The organism is Paraburkholderia aromaticivorans (assembly GCF_012689525.1).
Classification (GTDB): domain Bacteria; phylum Pseudomonadota; class Gammaproteobacteria; order Burkholderiales; family Burkholderiaceae; genus Paraburkholderia; species Paraburkholderia aromaticivorans_A.
This window is the reverse complement of record NZ_CP051515.1, coordinates 793,570-811,612: the sequence shown is the minus strand read 5'-3', so window position 1 is coordinate 811,612 and position 18,043 is coordinate 793,570. Positions and strand designations below refer to the sequence as shown.

Below are 18,043 nucleotides of genomic sequence, written 5' to 3'. Positions count from 1 at the left end.
AGACACTCTTTTTTTTCCAGTTCTTGCCGAATGACCCGGTGAGCTATTCTCCGTTCCGCAACAAAGAAACTAATCATCTGCGTGGAGAAATGGATGAAACGAATCGCACTGTCTACCCTCTCGCTGGCGCTCCTCAGCGCCACTGGCGTGGCACATGCTCAAAGCAGCGTGACTCTGTACGGTTTGATCGACGAATCGATCCAGTACGCTCACAACACGAAAGACGCGAACGGCAACAACTCGAATCAAGTTGGCCTGGTCGGCGGCAACCTGCAAGGTCCCCGTTTCGGCCTGAAGGGCACGGAAGACCTCGGCGGTGGCCTGAAGGCAATCTTCCAGTTGGAAAACGGCTTTGACGTGAACAACGGCACGCTGGGCCAAGGTGGCAAGATGTTCGGTCGTCAAGCGTATGTGGGCCTGACGGGCGATCAGTGGGGCACGGTCACGCTGGGTCGTCAATACGACCCGGTGGTCGACCTGGTTCAGCCGCTGACGGCTGACAACTACTTCGGTTCGACCTTCACCACGCCGGGCGACGTCGACAACAACGACAACTCCTCGCGCACGAACAGCGCCGTCAAGTACACCTCGCCGGTGTGGGGCGGCTTCCAGTTCGAAGGCATGTACGCTCTGGGCGGCGTGGCTGGCCAGACGGGTTCGGGCCAAACGTGGTCGGGCGCTGCAACGTACGCAACGGGTCCGTTCAGCGTCGCTGCCGGCTACTTCCGCGCAGACAACGCAAACTCGCCGGTTGCACGCGCAGGCTGGGGCGGCACGTCGGACGGCACGTTCGACAACCAGGTTAGCGGCATCTACTCGACGGCGAAGTCGATCGGCATCGCTTCGGTGGCAGTGCAGTACGTCACAGGCCCGTTCACGGCCAACCTGCGCTACAGCAACGCTCAATACAAGCCGGACGCAGCATCGGGCTTCGGTTCGACCGAGAAGTTCAACGTCGGCGGCGCTTACCTGGGCTACCAGGCAACCCCGGCAATGCTGGTGGGCTTGGGCTACATCTACACGAAGTCGAGCGGCGACACGGGCGCAACGTACCATCAAGTCTCGCTGGGCGGCGACTACAACCTGTCGAAGCGCACGGACATCTACCTGGTCGGTGCCTACCAGCACGCGAGCGGCGATCAGCGCCATGCACTGTCTGGTGGCGGTTCGGCCGTCGTCGACGCAGGCGCAGCAATCGGTTCGTACGGCTACGACTCGGCTTCCAGCTCGCAAGAACTGGTCAGCCTGGGCATCCGCCACAAGTTCTAATCGAACTTGACGGACTGCTGAAGCAGCACGCAGTTGAAGACCAGCCACGGGTGAAAAGCCTGTGGCTGGTTTTTTTTCGTCCTGAGTTCTTTGATTCTTCTGGACGATCCAAATGAAAAAGGCCGCCAGCAAGCCTGATTCAGGCTCCTGACGACCTTTGCTGTACTGCCCTCCCGCCGAAGCCACCTCATGCCGGCCCGACGCAAACGAACGCATCTCTCGGCTTACTTCCGCTGCGCCTTGCCTCTCTCCGCCTGCGCCAACGTCTGCGCGGGCTTCGCGTCGAGTTCATGCTCGATGCCATCAGCGCCCACCGGCGCGCGATGCAGCACCAGCGCCCGCTCCCGCTGCAGCAACGGCACATTCGGCGATTCCTGCCAGTCCGGATCGGGGATCTCGCCGAACACCTGGCGCAGCCGCTCGCCCCACGTCCGGTGAATCATTTCGAAGTACGCGTTGTCGTGATCGATCGAGACGAAGCGCGTGACGCGCAGCGTGTCCTTCTGGTAGACCAGCAGATCGAGCGGCAGGCCGACCGACAGATTCGAGCGCAGCGTCGAGTCCATGGAGATCAGCGCGCATTTGGCGGCTTCGTCGAGCGGCGTGGACGGTGTCAGCACGCGGTCGATGATCGGCTTGCCGTACTTGGCCTCGCCGATCTGGAAATACGGATTCACCGCCGACGCCTCGATGAAATTGCCCGCCGCGTAGATCATGAACAGGCGCGGCCGGTTGCCAGCGATCTGCCCACCGAGAATGAAGCTGCAATTGAAGTCGACGCCGAATTCCTGCAACGCCTCCGCCTCGCGCTGATGCACGGAACGCACCGCGCGGCCGATCACACGGGCCGCGTCGGCCATGGTCGGCGCGCTCCAGAGCGTGGGCAGGGAAGGATCCGTGGGCTCGGACAGCTCGTGCAACACCGCCTGGGTGAGCGACAGATTGCCGGCGCCCAGCAGCGTGAGCATGCGCTCGCCCGGCAGCTCGAACACCGACATCTTGCGCGCGGTGCTGATGTGATCGACCCCCGCATTGGTGCGCGTGTCCGAGAGGAACACGAGACCGTCGTCGACGGACATCGCGACACAGTAAGTCATAAGGAAAGGTACCCGCAAAAAACAACTGAACGGCGCTATTGTAATGCGGCGCGCATGCGCCGCTATCCCGTTATCTGCCGATTATCGGCCTTTGCGGGCCTATTCTGAATGGGGATAGGAGGGCTGGCGCTCGCTGGCGTCTCCAGAGCCCTTTCCGTGGGCCGCCCTCATTGCGTCTCTATTGTGACTGTTGCCCGCTGACCTTAACGGACACTTTCAGCTGTTCTTCCAGCCCACCGATACGCCGGCCACGCACCGGCGCGGCCGCTTCGTAGTCCCGCGCAACGGCGAGGCGGCAGTAGAGCTCGCTGGCAAATGCGGCGTGCGTGACGTCGATGGAAATCCAGCCTTTGCCTTCGACCCACACGTCCACCCATGCATGGCTCGCGCCGTGCGTCACCTCGCCGGGTTCGATATAGCCGCTCACGTAGCGCGCCGGAATGCCGCGCGCGCGGCAGCACGCGAGCATCAGATGCGCGTGGTCCTGGCAGACGCCGTTGCCGAGCGCGAGCGCCTGGGCGGCCGTGCTGGTGACTTCGGTAATGCCCGGGTTGTACTTCACACACTGCACGATCTGTTCGGACAGCGCGATCAGATTCGCCGAGCTGGTCAAACTCGGCACCGATTCGGCCAGTTCACGGACCGCCGCATCGGCCTCGGTCAGCCGCGTCGAGCAGGTGAAATGCTCCAGCGGAATCGGGCCGACGGCGTCCGGCAAATGGCCGTCGATCAGCGGAATCGTGTCCACTTCGCCGGCCACATGCAGACGAATCTCGCTATGCGGCTTGTTGATGACCAGCGTGTGCAGCACGTTGCCGTAAGCGTCGAAGGTCGCGTCGAGCTTGCCCGGCGCGTCGATGCTCCAGCGCCGCACCACTTGCGAGGCACCGCTCGCCGGCGTCAGACGCAGCTGCTGGATCGAATAATGGACAGTCGCTTCGTAGCGATAGGACGTGTCGTGGCGGATCGTCAGGTACATAAAGAAACTCCGTCAGGCGACTGGCAACATCAGATAGGTACGCGCAACCAGATTGCCCAGCTCGAACACGCGAGCGAGGAACTGTGTCAGATAGGCGTGCAGGCCGGCTTCGAAAATCTGCCGGATGTCGGAGTACACGAGTTCGGCGCGCAACTTGCCGGCGAACCGTTCGCACTGGTTCGAGCCCGAGGTGCGCAGCATCGCCAGATTCACGCAGACGCCTTCGAGCGACGCCAGCAGCGAACGCGGCATCTGCTGATTCAGGATCATCAGTTCGACCACGCGCGCCGGCGTGACGACGTCGCGATACACCTTGCGGTAAATCTCCAGCGCTGACACCGAACTCAGGATCGAGGTCCAGTAATAGAAGTCTTCGAGCTGGCGCGCGGCGTCGCGTGAATTCGGTTCGACGTCGGCAAAGCGCACGTCGAGAATCCGCGCGGTGTTGTCGGCGCGTTCGAGGAAAGTGCCGAGTTGCGTGAAGAAGAACGCGTCGTCCTGCAGCGCGGTGCCGATCGTCACGCCGCGCGACAGATGCGAGCGGAACTTGACCCATTCGAACAGCGCGCCCGGATTGCTCGCGGCTTGTCCCGCCGAGGCGCGCTCGTTGAATTCGAGCCACGTGTCGTTAATGGTTTCCCACCACTCGGTCGTCAACGTGCCGCGCACAGCGCGGGCGTTTTCGCGCGCGGCCTGCAGACACGAATGAATACTCGACGGATTGGTCGCATCGGCCACCATGAAATCGAGCACGTGTTCGCGGGTCGGTTCGTCGTAACGCTGCGCGAACGCGGTTTCGAGTTCGGAGATGCGCAGCACCGAGCGTTGCGCGCGCGCCTCCTGCTCAGGCGTCTGCGGCAACAGCAGCGCCTTCAGGTTGATATCGAGCATGCGGGCGGTGTTCTCCGCGCGCTCCATGTAGCGGGCCATCCAGAAAAGGTGATCGGCGGTTCGGCTTAGCATGACGGCGTTCCGTATCTGATGACGCGAGGCCTCGTCGAGGTAAAAGGCCCGCGCTGGTTATCCGTGTGCGCCGGCGGCGCGCGTGTTGCGTATCACGTGCTGCCCGGCGCGTTGGGTTGCAGGCGCGGTTGCGTGAAGACTGTGCGACCGCATTGGCAACCGCGTCAGTCGACCATCCACGTATCTTTGGTCCCGCCTCCCTGCGACGAATTGACGACGAGCGAGCCCTCCTGCAACGCCACGCGCGTCAGTCCGCCGGCAACCATCGTGACGGTCTTGCCGGACAGCACGAACGGACGCAAGTCGATATGGCGCGGCGCGATGCCGGCTTCGACGAACGTCGGACATGCGGAGAGCGCGAGCGTGGGCTGCGCGATGTACCCCGCCGGACGCGCGATCAAACGCTCACGGAACGATTCGATTTCGGCTTTCGTCGAAGCCGGTCCGACGAGCATGCCGTAGCCACCCGCGCCGTGCACTTCCTTGACGACCAGTTCCGGCAGATGGGCGAGCGTGTACGCCAGATCGTCGGGTTTGCGGCACTGGAACGTGGGCACGTTGTTGAGGATCGGCTTCTCGCCGAGGTAAAACTCGATCATTTCCGGCACGTACGGGTAGATCGATTTGTCGTCGGCAATGCCGGTGCCCATCGCGTTCGCGAGCGCCACGCGACCGGCGCGATACGAGGTCAGCAAACCCGGCACGCCGAGCGCCGAGTCGTTACGGAAGGCAAGCGGATCGAGAAAATCGTCGTCGACGCGGCGGTAGATCACGTCGACGCGCTTCGGCCCTTGCGTGGTGCGCATGAACACATAGTTGTCGTCGACGAACAGGTCCTTGCCTTCTACCAGTTCCACGCCCATCTGCTGCGCAAGGAACGTGTGCTCGAAATACGCGGAGTTGTACATGCCCGGCGTGAGCACCACCACGACCGGATCGTCGACACCTTCGGGCGCGACCGAACGCAGCGTATCGAGCAACAGATCGGGATAATGCGCGACCGGCGCAATGCGGTTCTGCACGAACAGCTCGGGGAAAAGCCGCATCATCATCTTGCGGTTTTCCAACATGTAGGAGACGCCCGACGGCACCCGCAAGTTGTCTTCGAGCACGTAGAACTCGCCCTCGTCCCCCGCGCGCACCACGTCGACGCCGGCGATATGCGCGTAAACACCGAGCGGCACATTCACGCCCTGCATTTCAGGCCGGTATTGCGCGTTGGTATAGACCTGCTCGGCCGGCACGATACCGGCGCGCACGATATTGCGGTCGTGATAGACGTCGTGGATGAACAGATTGAGCGCCTGCACGCGCTGGCGCAAACCCGCCTCGAGCGTCTGCCATTCACCGCGTGGAATGATGCGCGGAATCAGGTCGAATGGGATTAACCGCTCGGTGCCGGACAGGTCGCCGTTCACCGCGAAGGTGATGCCGACCCGGCGAAACAGCAGGTCTGCTTCCGCACGCTTGCGCGCGATTGCCTCGTTGCCCTGCTTCACCAGCCACCGCTCAAAGCGCGCGTAGTGTGGCCGCACGGCATCGTCATGATGACGCATCTCGTCATAGCATCGCATGTCACGCCCCGCTCTTGTTGTCGGATAGAAGGCGAATGCGCTGCGCATTCGGTGTTCGACAATCGATCAAGCAAGCGCTATGCCATTGAGCTTTCCGCGTACTAAACCGCTTGCATGCACGCGAATAGCGCATCCCGGCCGGCACGGCTTCGATGCCATCGTACTGCGGCGGCCCATGATGCGCTAGTACGGTGCATATGCGGCACCGCGGTGCGTCGGCAGAGCAGTCCACGTGAGGCGCGCAGCGAAATCGCAATACGCTACGAACGCGCATAAAAAATCCCCGTGGATTCACACCCACGGGGATTCAGACAACGTGTACTGCGGATCGTCCCAAGGGAATGTCCCTCGGGTCGTCTCAAGCGTCAACCACTGTTAAAACAGGGGCAACGCGTGAAGCTCGGTCAGCCTGCAGCTGCGTCTTTCAGCTTCTTCAGCGGACGTGCCTTGATGCGCACGCTAGCCGGCTTGGCCGGGAACCAACGCTCTTCGCCCGAGAACGGGTCTTTGCCGAAGCGCTTCTTCTTCGCCGGGACAGCTTGCACGACGATCTTCAGAAGACCCGACAGCGTGAATTCGCCAGCGCCCTTCTTGTGCACGGCGCCGAGGATCGTGTCTTCGAGCGCGGCCAGAACAGCCTTGGCGGTCTTCGGTTCCACAGCAGCGCGTTCAGCGACGTGTGCAGCCAGCGAGGCCTTCGTGAAGGTGTCCTTGATCGGCGACGGAGCGCTGGAAGCCTTCACGGCGACCTTCTTAGCTGCGACGGCCTTCTTCGCAGGAACTTTCTTTGCAGCAACCTTCTTGGTCGGTACCGGGGCAGCAGCCTTCTTGGCCACCTTTTTTGCGGAAGTCGGCATGTTTCTCCTACCTGTTGTGGTCAGTGAATTGCACGAAGCGCACACCGTATGTGCACGCTTCAACGCCGGATTCTACAAGCGCTAATACGATTTGCGCGACTCTTTTATGTATAACAGCGAAGGTTTGTTGCGCGGCGCAGACTGCGCAACACATTTTGATGCTTGTTTTAGCGGGTAAACGTGCGTCGGCGAGCTCGGCAACACGAACACGTAACGTACGTTACAGGTCATTTCGATGCATGAATAACGGCACTTTCTGCGCGGACGATGACCGGAGGATCGCTCGATCATCGTAAAAAAACAGGTCGCGGCTCGCTCGTCGTCGCCTTCCATGCGGCGGAAAAAACACGCCCCCTGCAGCGATAAACGCTGCAGGGGGCGGCCAATCTCGCCCTGCGACAGAAAATCGCGGGCGGGAATCAAAACACTTTTACTGCCGGTCGACGTGTTTCAGATCGTGTTCGCTTTCCTTCACGTGAGCCCAATATTCGTTTTCATCGCGCGCCATGCCGAGTTCGCCGTTGCGATACGCCATCGCCAGCGCGAGGTTGGCTTCGGGTAACTCCGCATTGGCCGCGCGCGTGAGCCATTGCAACGCCAACGCGTCGTCGTGCGGCAGTGTCGCGCCGAAGCGATACTCGTTGGCGAGCTGGAATTGCGCAAGCGGCAAGCCCGCTTGCGCCGCCTGTTCGAGCCAGCGAATCGCCAGGCTGGAGTCGCGCGCCACGCCGTAGCCGTTGCGATAGAGCGTCGCGAGATCGTAGGCGGCCTGGGCATCGCGTGAATCATGCGATGCCGCCAGCGTCAGCCAACGGCGGCTTTCCACGTAGTCCGGCGCGACGCCGGGCAGCCCGCGCAACAGCAGGTGCCCGAGCGTGGCTTGCGCGCGCGGCGCGCCGTCGAGCCCAAGTCGGCGATAGAGCTCGACGCCTTCGCGTTGCTCGTCGATCTGTGGCGAACTCACCAGCACGTCCGCGAGCGCTTCGCGCGCCGCCGCGTTGCCGAACGCCGACGTCAGCCGCAACTGCCACAGCGGCCATGCCGCATGCGTCGCCGTGCCCTGCATTTGCCAGTCGTCGATCTGCACGTTGGACACGCGCGTGGCCGCCACCGTGGCGAACGTTCCGACGCAGATGGCGACGGCCGCCGCCAACGTCAAAGCGACGCGCGCGTTCATTGGCCGAGGTTCACGGAGTAAACCGCGAGACCCTTGCCGGTGCCGTCGTCGGCCCGGATCTGGGCGACGTTGGTAATGCCGTTGGCCTGCGCGAGTGTCGCCAGGTTCGGCGCCGACAGGAAAGTCACCAGACCGGCCGTCGACACCTTCGTGAAGCGCCAGCTACGATCGCTGCCGCTGCTCGCCGCCTTGATGGCCTGGGCTTTCTTGATGTAGGCGATCAGCACGTCGCGGCTCGCATCCGGCGACGCGTAAATCGTCTTGCTGCCGTCGAGCCCTGGGAAATTTCCGCCGCCGCTCGCGCGATAGTTGTTGGTCGCGACGATGAACGACTGCGTATCCGAGATCGCCGCGCCCTGGTATTTCAGGTTGCGAATCCGGCTGCCGACGGCCTGCGTGACGTCGATTTCATAGCTGAAATCCTTCGACGTGATCATGTCGAAGTTATAGCCGGGATAGGTGCTGACGAGTGCCTGCGCCGCCGTGTTGGCCGGATCGATCGTGTTGAAACGCTTCGCCGCGGTTTCGAGCCAGGCCTTCAGATCGGCGCCGGTCACCTTCACCGCGTAGATCGTGTTCGGATACAGGTAGAGGTCGGCGGCGTTGTTGATCGCCACGTTGCCTTGTGCGACGTCGGTGAAATCGTTACCGCCGCCGAAGCCGCTCTTGAACGGCGCGCTCACCGACAGCACCGGAATGCCCGCATATTGTGGCAGATTCGCGTTGATGTAGTCCTGCGTGTAGGCCGCCTGCGCCTGGTTCACGATCTCGATGGCCGACACGTCGCCCACATCGGCAAAGTAGGTGGTCATGCGGAAATCGGTCGTGCCGATCGGTGTTTTCACGTAGTTGATGGTCGCGGCGTGTTCGGCCGCGATGGTCTGCGAGATCGCCGGATCGACTGCCACGTAGCTGTTATCCGCGTTCCGGATCGAGCGGGCTTCCGCGCTGCTCGCGTTGCGGTCCACCGTCCACGTGCCGTTCGTGTAGTTCAGCGCGAGCTTGATCACGCCGAGATGCTTGCCCCAGAAATTCGCCATCACGGTCGGCACGCCGTTGACGGTGCCCTTCACCTTGTCGACGCCCGGCAGGTTGAATTGCGTGACGGTGCTGTTTTTATCGGGGAAAACCTGATGCGAGTGGCCGATCAGCATCGCGTCGATGCCGGCCACTTTGGAGAGGTAGTAGCTGCCGTTTTCCATCGACGGCGAATAGGTCGAGTTGTCGAGCCCGCCATGCGACATCGCCACGATGATCTGCGCGCCCTTCGCCTTCATTTCCGGCACGTACTTCGATGCGCTCTCCACGAGCCCCTGCGTATAGACGTTGCCGTCAAGCCAGCGCTTGTCCCACGCCATGATGGCGGGCGGCGTGAAGCCGATCACGCCGATCTTCACCGGCGCGCTGACGGTCTTGCCGTCGGGCGTCGTGGCCGTGATCGCGCGTTCGAGGATCGTGTACGGCTTGAAGATCGGCTGCTGCGATTTCGCGCCGAGCACGTTGGAGAGCACCAGCGGAAAGTTCGGCCCCGAGCAGGCCGGCTGCGACGCGACCGGACTCATGTTCGGCACGTCGAACGCGCTGCCGGTGACTTGCGCGAGAAACGGCAGGCCGTAGTTGAATTCGTGATTGCCGATCGCGCCCGCGTCGTACTTCAGTAGATTCATGACCTTGTAGACGCCGAGCGTGGTCTTGCAATCGACCGGCGCGACCTGCGCCTGATAGTCGGCGAGCGCGGTGCCCTGGATCGTGTCGCCGTCGTCGAGCAACAGGGTGTTGGGAAATTCCTTGCGCGCCGCCGCGATCAGCGTCGCCGTGCGTTCGAGGCCGAGCGACTTGTCTTCCGCCAGCTTGTAGTAGTCGTAGCTCAGCAGATTGGTATGGATGTCAGTCGTTTCCAGCAACGCGAGCGTCGCGGTCGTGCCGTTCGCCACCTGCGGCGCAGGCGTGTCGACGCTGCTGCTGCACGCCGTGATACCCACCGTGATGCCGATCGCGCTCAGCGCACCCAAGGTTCCCAATGCGCCGATCGCGCCACGCGCGCGCAGCCGCTTGCCTGCCATCAAGGTCACTCGCATCCTTACCGCCCTCCGGTTTGTTGTGTTGTCACGCCGGTCCATCGGGCCGGCTTTGCATTACAAACGATTACAGAGGCGCAAGAGTACGGTGCGTTTATGACACTGATTTGTATGGAATTAGATAGGCATAAGTAATCTGCACGCGCGGATCGCGGGGTTATTGCGCGAGCCGCGGCAGGATGGCGGCGAGCTTCGTGAGCGCGGCATCGATATGCTCGACCGCGATATTGCCGTAGCCGAACATCAGGCCCGGCTGCGCCTTCGCGCGCACATGAAACGGCGCGAGTCCATACAAGCCGATCGATGCTTCACGCGCCGCGCTCACCACCGCTTCTTCCGTCAGCGGCGCTTTCAGACGCGCCGCCATGTGGATGCCGGCCGTCGGCACGATCGGTTCGAACCAGGGCGCGAGATCGCCGTGCAGATGATCGAGCAGCATCGCGCGGCGCGCCGCGTAGGTCTTGTGCATGCGCCGCAGATGCTTGGCGAATTCGCCGTTGAGCATGAACGACGCGAGCGCCGTTTGCGTGAGCGTGCAGCCGTGCCAGTCGGCGATCTGGCGCGCCTTGGTGAGCGGACTGTAGAGCGAAGCCGGCGGCACCACATAGCCCACTCGCAGCTCCGGAAAGATTGTTTTCGAAAACGTGCCGACGTAAGCGACGAGTCCGGCGCGGTCGAGACTCTTCAGCGGCTCCATCGGCCGTCCTTCGAAACGGTACTCGCAGTCGTAGTCGTCCTCGATGATCACCGCGCCGCGTTTCTGCGCCCATTCGAGCAACTCGACGCGGCGCTCGAGGCTCATCGGCATGCCGAGCGGAAACTGGTGCGAAGGCGTCACGTAGACGAGCCGCGCCGTGTCCGGCAGCTTGCTGACGATCAGGCCTTCCGCATCCACCGGCACGGGCACCACGCGCGCGCCGGTGGCCTTCAGGCACGCATGCGCCGGCGTATAACCGGGGTCCTCGATCGCCGCGACTTCGCCGGCGCGCAAGGTGATGCGCGCCAGCAGATCGAGCGCGTGCTGCGCGCCTTGCGTGACGATCACGTCTTCCCAGTTGCTGGCGACGGCGCGGTTGAATGCGAGGTAGCGCGAGATCGCGAGACGCAACTCCTGCTCGCCGGCCGTGTCGCGATAGATGCCGGGGCCGCGTGCCTGCGCACGCAACGCGTGGTTCACGCAGCGACGCCAGACGTCGAAGGGAAACAGCGTCTTGTCGGTCGCGCCGCCGACGAAGTCCTGCGGCGACGCCACCGAAGGCTTGGGCATGGGCAAGCTCTCGGGCATCTCGTCCCACAGCGGCTGGGCGCGCGCGGCGGCCTTCGCCTTGGCCCGCTCGCGCGACGACTCCGCAGCCCGCGCATGCGCGGAGCGCTCCACCGGCAGACGCTCCAAGCCGTCAGCGACGAAGGTGCCCGAGCCGCCGCGGGCGCTCAGATAGCCTTCGGAGAGCAGCCGCTCGAACACGTCGAGCGTGGTCTTGCGCGACACGCCCAGTTGCGTGGCGAGATCGCGCGTGGACGGCAGACGCGTGCCGCCGGCGAGGCGTCCTTCGAGAATGCCCGCGCGCAACTGGCGATAGATCTGGCCAGACAGATCGTGATGACCTTCGACCGCGATATGGATTTCCATCCGGGTGGCTACCTTGAGCGTCTGGGAAACGGTTCTTTGAAAAGACCAATGGCAACCGTTAGCTTACCTCTGCCAGTACTATCCGATGGACACTTGAGCGCGCGCGGCGCTTCCAGATACAAAAATGGCGCGCCTTGCGTTACGCGGCGCGCCATTCTTGTTTATCGGCGCAAGTCATGGCGTGCGCCGCGTTGGTCAACTAAAGCGTGATTACTCCACCACCGCCCCATTCAATGCCGCCGTTTGCCGCGCGCTCTCACGCGCCTCGTCGCTGCAACGCTGATGTTCGCGCGAGAGCTTGCGCATCAACGGCAACAACAGAACCGCCACCAGCGCGCCCACCGCCGCGAGCCAGCCGAGCCCGGTAAACAGCTTGGCATAGAGCGGCAACGATTCCAGCGGATCCATATCGCCCGCCGGCATCTGCGCGAAATTCGCCACCACGCTGCCCAGATATTGCGACACGCCGGTCGCCACGAAGTAAGCGCCCATCATGAATCCGCTCATGCGCGCCGGTACGTAACGCGCGATCATCGCGAGCCCGAGGCCGCTCACCAGCAGTTCGCCGAGCGAATACAGACCGTAGCCGCCCACCATGAACCACGACGACACGCGCCCGTTCACCGCGTAGTTACCGCTCGCCGCGTAGACGAAGAAACCGGCCGCGACCACCGCGAAGCCGAACGCATACTTCACCGCCACCGGCACGTCCTTGCCGCTCTTCGCGAGCTTTGTATAAAGCAGCGCGAGCAGCGGGCTCAGCAACATGATCCAGATCGGGTTGAGCGCCTGGAATTGCGCGGCGCTCCAGGTGAACCACGTCTGGCCGAACAGAATGAAACGCGGATCGACGTTGCGCAGCGCGAACAGCGTGAGCGACGTCGACATCTGCACGTAGAACACGAAGAACAGGATCACCTGCGCGGTCAGGATCAGCGCGGCGACCAGCCCGGAGCGCTCCGAGCGTTCGCACTTCATCAGCATGTAGCCGAAGATCGCGAGAATCGCGACGCCCGCCGTGTACACGCAGGCCACCGCGATGGCCTTGTGCTGCAGCACGAACATGGTCGCCGCGCCGAGCGCGAGGCCGCCCAGCGCCACCGCGCCGACGCGCTTCCAGCGCACCGGTTCGGCGTCCGGCGCGGAGCCGATATGCGCGAGCGTGCGGAACATGATGAAGTAGTTCAGCACCGACAACAGCATCCCCGCGCAGCAGACCGCGAAGGCCGTATGCCAGCCCCAATGGTCCTTGATCCACGGCGTGGCGAGCATCGACACCGTCGAGCCGATGTTGACCGCCATGTAGTAGATGGTGAACGCGCTGTCGATACGCGCGTCGTCGCCTTCATAGATACGGCGCACGAGATTCGCGGCGTTGGCCTTGAACAGACCGTTGCCGACCACGATCACGCCGAGCGACGCGTACATATAGGCGAGCTGGTCATTGGGCAGCGCCAGCATGAAATAGCCGATCGACAGCACGCCGGCGCCGAAGATCATCGTGCGCCGCGCGCCGAGAACCTTGTCACCGATCCAGCCGCCGATCGAGGGCGACGCGTACACCAGCGCCGTGAATGCGCCCCACGTGAGCGTGGCGTGGCTGTCGGTGAACTGCAGCTTGTCGATCATGAACAGCACGAGCAGCGCGGCCATGCCGTAATAGCCGAAGCGTTCCCACATCTCGATCAGAAAGACCGTCGAAAACGAACGGGTCTGCGAGACGCGCGCGCCCGCCGGATTGGATGAATTCATCGTGTACCTCTTGTTCAAACGGTTGCGGCGTCGCGCGAACTGGCCGCGCGGCGCGTGAAACGGAATCTGGAAAGACAGTCGGCGAAGCGTGCGCCGTCACGCGGATGCGTTGGCGCGGGCACAAACGCTCATCGGCGCTAAAGCGTCCTGGGTGTCATACGTTTGATCCTTCTGATATTCATATTGCATAACTGCGCTTATCCGCCTGCATACTGCGGCCGTTACAGCGCTTGTCCGCCGTTTTTGGAAATAAACAGTCGATTTAGCCGAGCTTCGTTTCAGTTCTGGCAACATAGAGTGCTGTCTCAAAATGTGGTCTCTCGCAACCGCCGGGGCTGAAAAGACCTGAAGCCCGGCTTGGACGGTATCAAACCATATTTACTTATATCAAACAAATTTTGACGGGCTAATTTCCTCCTGCTATGGTCACGACAATTCAAAAAAGCAATCCGGCACTAGAAATCGGCAGCAAGATCCGCGCGCTGCGGCAACGGCTCAAGCGCACGCTGGATGACACGGCAACTGCGGCGGGAATTTCCAAGCCGTTCCTGTCGCAAGTCGAGCGCGGGCTGGCGTCACCGTCCATCACTTCGTTGGCCGGTATCGCCCACGCACTCGGGGTCACGGTGCAGTATTTCGTCGACACGCCCAGCGAGGAGCGCTGCGTGAGTCGGGGCGACCAGTTGAAGTTTTTCGGTTTTGCGGACTCGGCCAATCTGTTTGCGCGGCTGACCAACGTGACGGGCGGCCGTCAGCTCGAAGCGATCCTGGTGAGGATGCCACCCGGGCAGAAGCGCTCCGAAGTCACCACGCATGCCGGGGAAGAGTTTGTTTATGTGATCGACGGCGAAGTGTCGTTGACGCTGGAAGGCAAGACGTTCGCGTTGCACGCGGGAGACAGCGCGCATTACGAATCGACGGTGCCGCACAGCTGGGTGAACACCGCGCGCATCGAGTCGGTGGTCGTCTGGGTGGGCACACCAAGACTGTTCTAAAGAGCAGGCACCTTAGCCGGTTGAGCCGGCCCGGGATTGCCTGCATTACGAAATGTAAGGAATCCTGCATGTCGCGCTACCACCACGAGCAACAAGGGCCGCCCTGGCCCGAGCAACGCAGCTAAACGGGCGCCCCGGCGCCAGCGCGTTTCTCTCTCGACCTTTCCTGCGATCTCAACCGATGAAAACCCCGTTCGTCTACGCGACGGCGCTGACCGCGCTCGTCCTCACGTTTGCCCCTTCCGCTTTCGCCGTCTCGGTGCCGGCCGGCGTCACGCTCGCCGCCAGCCAGGAGATGACCCGCCAGGTGCCGGGCGAAACGGAATCGCTCGACCCCGCGCATATCGAATCATGGACCGGCAACACGATCGGGCTCGACCTGTTCGAAGGCCTGACGCGCATGGACGCGAGCGGCGCGATCGTGCCGGGCGTCGCCGAGTCGTGGTCGCGCAGCGGGCCGACTACCTGGGTCTTCAAGCTGCGCCACGATGCGCGCTGGAGCAACGGGCAGCCGGTCACGGCGGCCGACTTCGTCTACTCGTGGCAACGCGTGCTCGATCCGAAGACGGGTTCGAAATACACGGTGCTGGTTGAATTCGTGAAGAACGCCAAGGCGATTCTCGCCGGCAAGGCGCCGCTCGCGAGCCTCGGCGTGCGCGCGGTCGATCCGTACACGCTCGAAGTCACGACCGAAGTGCCCGCCACGTTTTTCCCGCAGCTGACGGCCATGGCGACGATGACCCCGGTGAATCGCGCGGTCGTGACGAAGTTCGGCGGCGACTGGACCCGTCCGGGCAACTTCGTCGGCAATGGCCCGTATGCGCTGACCGACTGGCAGCCGAGTAACCGCCTGGTGGCCACCAAAAGCCCGACCTACTGGAATAACGGCAAGGTCGTGATCTCGAAAGTGACCTACCTGCCGATCGAAAACGACGAAACGGCGATGCGCATGTATCAGGCCGGCCAGTTCGACTACACCTACTCGGTGCCTTCGGGCATCTATGCGCAGGTCAGCAAGCAGTTTGGTCCCGAGCTAAAAACCGGCCTGCAGATCGCGACGTACTACTACAGCCTGAATAACGACGACCCGGCCTTCAAGGACAAGCGCGTACGCCAGGCACTGACGATGGTGCTGGACCGCGACCTGCTGACCAAACGTTTGACGGCCGACGGCGAAGTGCCGATGTACGGCCTGATCGCCAAGGGCACCGAAGGCTCAAGTGTCTTCACGCCGGAGTGGGCAAACTGGCCGATGCCCAAGCGCATCGACTACGCGCGCAACCTGCTGAAGACCGCGGGCTATTCGGACGCGAAACCGCTGACGTTCACGCTCACCTACAACACCAACGACCTGCACAAGAAGGTCGCGCTGTTCGCCACCTCGGAATGGCGCACCAAGCTCGGCGTGACCGCCAAGCTGGAAAACGTCGAATACAAGGTGCTGCTCAAGCAACGCCACGACGGCAAGGTGCAGGCCTCGCGCGACGGCTGGTTCGTCGACTACAACGACGCCAACTCGTTTTTCGATCTGATCCGCTGCAACAGCGTGCAGAACGACCAGCACTACTGCAACCCGCAAGTCGACAAGCTGATCGATGAAGGCAACCAGCAGATCGACGACGCGAAGCGCACCGCGCTGTTCACGCAGGCGCACGATCTGGCCATGAACGATTACCCCGTGGTATCGCTCTTCCAGTATTCGGCCGACCGGCTGGTCAAGTCGTATGTAGGCGGCTATAAGCCGACCAACTACCTCGACATGCGCGCCACGCAAGACATGTATCTGACCAAGCACTAAACGCGGGAGCACCGTCATGCTGGCCTATACGCTGCGTCGCACGCTCTGGGCGATCCCGACGATTCTCGCCGTGATCACCGCGTGCTATCTGCTGCTGCATCTCACCCCGGGCGGCCCGTTCGACACCGAGAAACAACTCTCGGCGGCCGTGCTCGCGAACCTCAACGCCAAGTATCACCTCGACGAGCCGTTGTGGCTGCAGTACCTCCACTACCTCGGCTCACTGCTGCACGGCGACCTCGGGCCGTCGTTCCGCTACGCCGACTGGTCGGTCAACGATCTGGTGTGGAAGGCGCTGCCGGTAAGCCTCGGCGTGGGCGGCGTGTCGGTGCCGATCGCGCTCGTGATCGGCGTCGCGCTCGGCACGGTGGCCGCGGTGCGGCGCGACCGCTTCGTCGATCACTTCGTGATGGTGCTCGGCAATCTCGGCAACGTGGTGCCGCCCTTCGTGCTGGGTCCGGTGCTGGTGTGGATCTTCGCGATCCTGCTGAAAACTTCCGAAGGACACGGCTGGCTGCCGGCCGGCGGCTGGGGCGACGGCGAATGGCGCTATCGCGTGCTGCCGATCGTCCTGCTCACCATCATCAACGTCGCGGCGATTGCCCGCGTGATGCGCGGCAGCATGATCGAAGTGCTGTCGGGCAACTTCATCCGCACGGCGCGCGCCAAGGGTTTGCCGGGCCGCACGATCGTCTTGCGCCACGCGATGAAACCGGCGCTGATGCCGGTCGTCTCGCTGCTCGGCTCGATCTGCATCTCGTCGATCACGGCGGCGGTGGTGACCGAATCGGTGTTCGCGCTGCCGGGCCTCGGCCAGCTGGTCGTCAACGGCGCGATCAATCGCGACTACACCCTCGTGCTCGGCCTCGTCGTGCTGACGACCGCTGTCGCCGTGCTGTTCAATCTGCTGGTCGACCTCGCGTATGCGTGGCTCGATCCGCGCATCCGGTACTGATCCATGCCCCGCTCTCTTCAATCGACTGCCGCGGCGCTCGATCCGCTCGCGGCCATCGCGAAGGCGCCGCGTTCGCGTGGCCCGCTCGCCACCGCCGCGTGGCGCTTCGTGCGCAACCGCGCCGCTTTCACCGGCTTCGTCGTGCTGATGCTGATCGTGGTCGCCTGCGTGGCCGGTCCGTGGTTCCTGCCGAACAATCCGATCGATAGCGACTGGAGCGCGATCAGCCTGCCGCCGACCTTGCAAAACATGCACTGGTTCGGCACCGACGAACTCGGCCGCGATCTGCTCGCGCGTACGCTGCAAGGCGGCCGCGTGTCGCTCGAAGTCGGCCTGCTCGGCACGCTGGTGTCTGGGCTGATCGGCGTCGCGTATGGCGCGACCGCGGGCTATCTGGGCGGACGCGTCGACGCCGTCATGATGCGTATCGTCGACATGATGTACGCGATTCCCTACATGCTGATCGCCATCCTGATGATGACCATGTTCGGCCGCGCTTTCTATCTGGTCGTGCTCACCATCAGCGCGTTTTCGTGGCTCGACATGGCGCGCGTGGTGCGCGGCCAGACGCTGTCGCTGCGCTCGCGCGAATTCATCGACGCAGCGAGAGCGATCGGCGTGAGTTCGCGTTCGATCATCGCGCGTCACATCGTGCCGAATCTGTTCGGCGTGGTCGTGGTGTACGCCAGCGTGACCGTGCCGAACATCGTGCTGACCGAATCGGTGCTGTCGTTTCTCGGCCTCGGCGTGCAGGAGCCGATGACGAGCTGGGGCGTGCTGATTCAGGACGGCGCGCAAAAGCTCGAATCGATGCCCTGGCTGCTGCTGTGCCCGGCCGTGATGCTGTGCGTGACGCTGTATTGCGTGAATTTCGTCGGCGATGGTTTGCGCGACGCATTCGATCCGAAGGACCGCTGAC

Annotated in this window: 14 protein-coding genes; 5 read left to right on the top strand and 9 right to left on the bottom strand. The window is 63.0% G+C overall.

Translation table 11 applies throughout. The features are described 5' to 3' along the window. The first annotated feature begins 93 nt into the window (after window positions 1–93). Entirely contained in the window at window positions 94–1,269 is a 1,176-nt protein-coding gene (locus tag HF916_RS15470; RefSeq protein WP_168789781.1) for a porin, read from the top strand. 224 nt (window positions 1,270–1,493) lie between these two features. Here HF916_RS15470 and HF916_RS15465 read toward each other — a convergent pair whose 3' ends face one another. From HF916_RS15465 to HF916_RS15425, 9 genes are all read right to left on the bottom strand, one after another. Beyond that, the gene (locus HF916_RS15465) at window positions 1,494–2,366 is read right to left on the bottom strand and encodes a proteasome-type protease (RefSeq protein ID WP_168789780.1); all 873 of its coding nucleotides are present in this window, start codon (window positions 2,364–2,366) and stop codon (window positions 1,494–1,496) included. Window positions 2,367–2,544: 178 nt separating this feature from the next. Continuing rightward, on the bottom strand, window positions 2,545–3,345 hold the full coding sequence (locus tag HF916_RS15460; protein WP_168789779.1) for a transglutaminase family protein: 801 nt from the start codon (window positions 3,343–3,345) through the stop codon (window positions 2,545–2,547). 12 nt (window positions 3,346–3,357) lie between these two features. After that, the gene (locus tag HF916_RS15455) at window positions 3,358–4,308 is read right to left on the bottom strand and encodes an alpha-E domain-containing protein (protein ID WP_168789778.1); all 951 of its coding nucleotides are present in this window, start codon (window positions 4,306–4,308) and stop codon (window positions 3,358–3,360) included. Window positions 4,309–4,472: 164 nt separating this feature from the next. After that, window positions 4,473–5,882, bottom strand: coding sequence for a circularly permuted type 2 ATP-grasp protein (locus tag HF916_RS15450; RefSeq protein ID WP_168789777.1), 1,410 nt, complete (start codon window positions 5,880–5,882; stop codon window positions 4,473–4,475). A 404-nt stretch (window positions 5,883–6,286) separates the two neighbouring features. After that, complete coding sequence (locus HF916_RS15445) at window positions 6,287–6,739, bottom strand: HU family DNA-binding protein (protein ID WP_007177969.1); 453 nt, start codon at window positions 6,737–6,739, stop codon at window positions 6,287–6,289. A gap of 430 nt (window positions 6,740–7,169) precedes the next feature. Continuing rightward, a complete protein-coding gene (locus tag HF916_RS15440; protein ID WP_168789776.1) occupies window positions 7,170–7,916 on the bottom strand; it encodes a tetratricopeptide repeat protein in 747 nt (248 codons plus the stop codon). Further along, window positions 7,913–9,994, bottom strand: coding sequence for a bifunctional 2',3'-cyclic-nucleotide 2'-phosphodiesterase/3'-nucleotidase (locus HF916_RS15435; protein ID WP_168789775.1), 2,082 nt, complete (start codon window positions 9,992–9,994; stop codon window positions 7,913–7,915). Before HF916_RS15435 ends, HF916_RS15440 begins: the two co-directional genes overlap by 4 nt. A 157-nt stretch (window positions 9,995–10,151) precedes the next feature. Further along, window positions 10,152–11,624 carry a PLP-dependent aminotransferase family protein gene (locus HF916_RS15430; protein ID WP_168789774.1) on the bottom strand — a complete coding sequence of 491 codons (1,473 nt, stop codon included), beginning with the start codon at window positions 11,622–11,624 and terminating at the stop codon, window positions 10,152–10,154. Window positions 11,625–11,834: 210 nt separating this feature from the next. Next, window positions 11,835–13,376 carry a peptide MFS transporter gene (locus HF916_RS15425; protein ID WP_168789773.1) on the bottom strand — a complete coding sequence of 514 codons (1,542 nt, stop codon included), beginning with the start codon at window positions 13,374–13,376 and terminating at the stop codon, window positions 11,835–11,837. A 422-nt stretch (window positions 13,377–13,798) separates the two neighbouring features. On the opposite strand from HF916_RS15425, the gene HF916_RS15420 reads away from it, so the two are divergent. The 4 genes from HF916_RS15420 to HF916_RS15405 all read left to right on the top strand — a co-directional run bounded on the left by HF916_RS15420 (window position 13,799) and on the right by HF916_RS15405 (window position 18,042). Further along, on the top strand, window positions 13,799–14,371 hold the full coding sequence (locus HF916_RS15420; RefSeq protein ID WP_168789772.1) for a helix-turn-helix domain-containing protein: 573 nt from the start codon (window positions 13,799–13,801) through the stop codon (window positions 14,369–14,371). 181 nt (window positions 14,372–14,552) lie between these two features. Then, window positions 14,553–16,169 (top strand): peptide ABC transporter substrate-binding protein, encoded by a 1,617-nt coding sequence (locus tag HF916_RS15415; protein WP_168789771.1) that lies wholly within the window; start codon window positions 14,553–14,555, stop codon window positions 16,167–16,169. Between the two features lie 16 nt (window positions 16,170–16,185). Beyond that, window positions 16,186–17,124 carry an ABC transporter permease subunit gene (locus HF916_RS15410; RefSeq protein ID WP_168789770.1) on the top strand — a complete coding sequence of 313 codons (939 nt, stop codon included), beginning with the start codon at window positions 16,186–16,188 and terminating at the stop codon, window positions 17,122–17,124. A 3-nt stretch (window positions 17,125–17,127) separates the two neighbouring features. Further along, the gene (locus HF916_RS15405; RefSeq protein WP_240975557.1) at window positions 17,128–18,042 is read left to right on the top strand and encodes an ABC transporter permease; all 915 of its coding nucleotides are present in this window, start codon (window positions 17,128–17,130) and stop codon (window positions 18,040–18,042) included. Window position 18,043 lies beyond the last annotated feature (1 nt).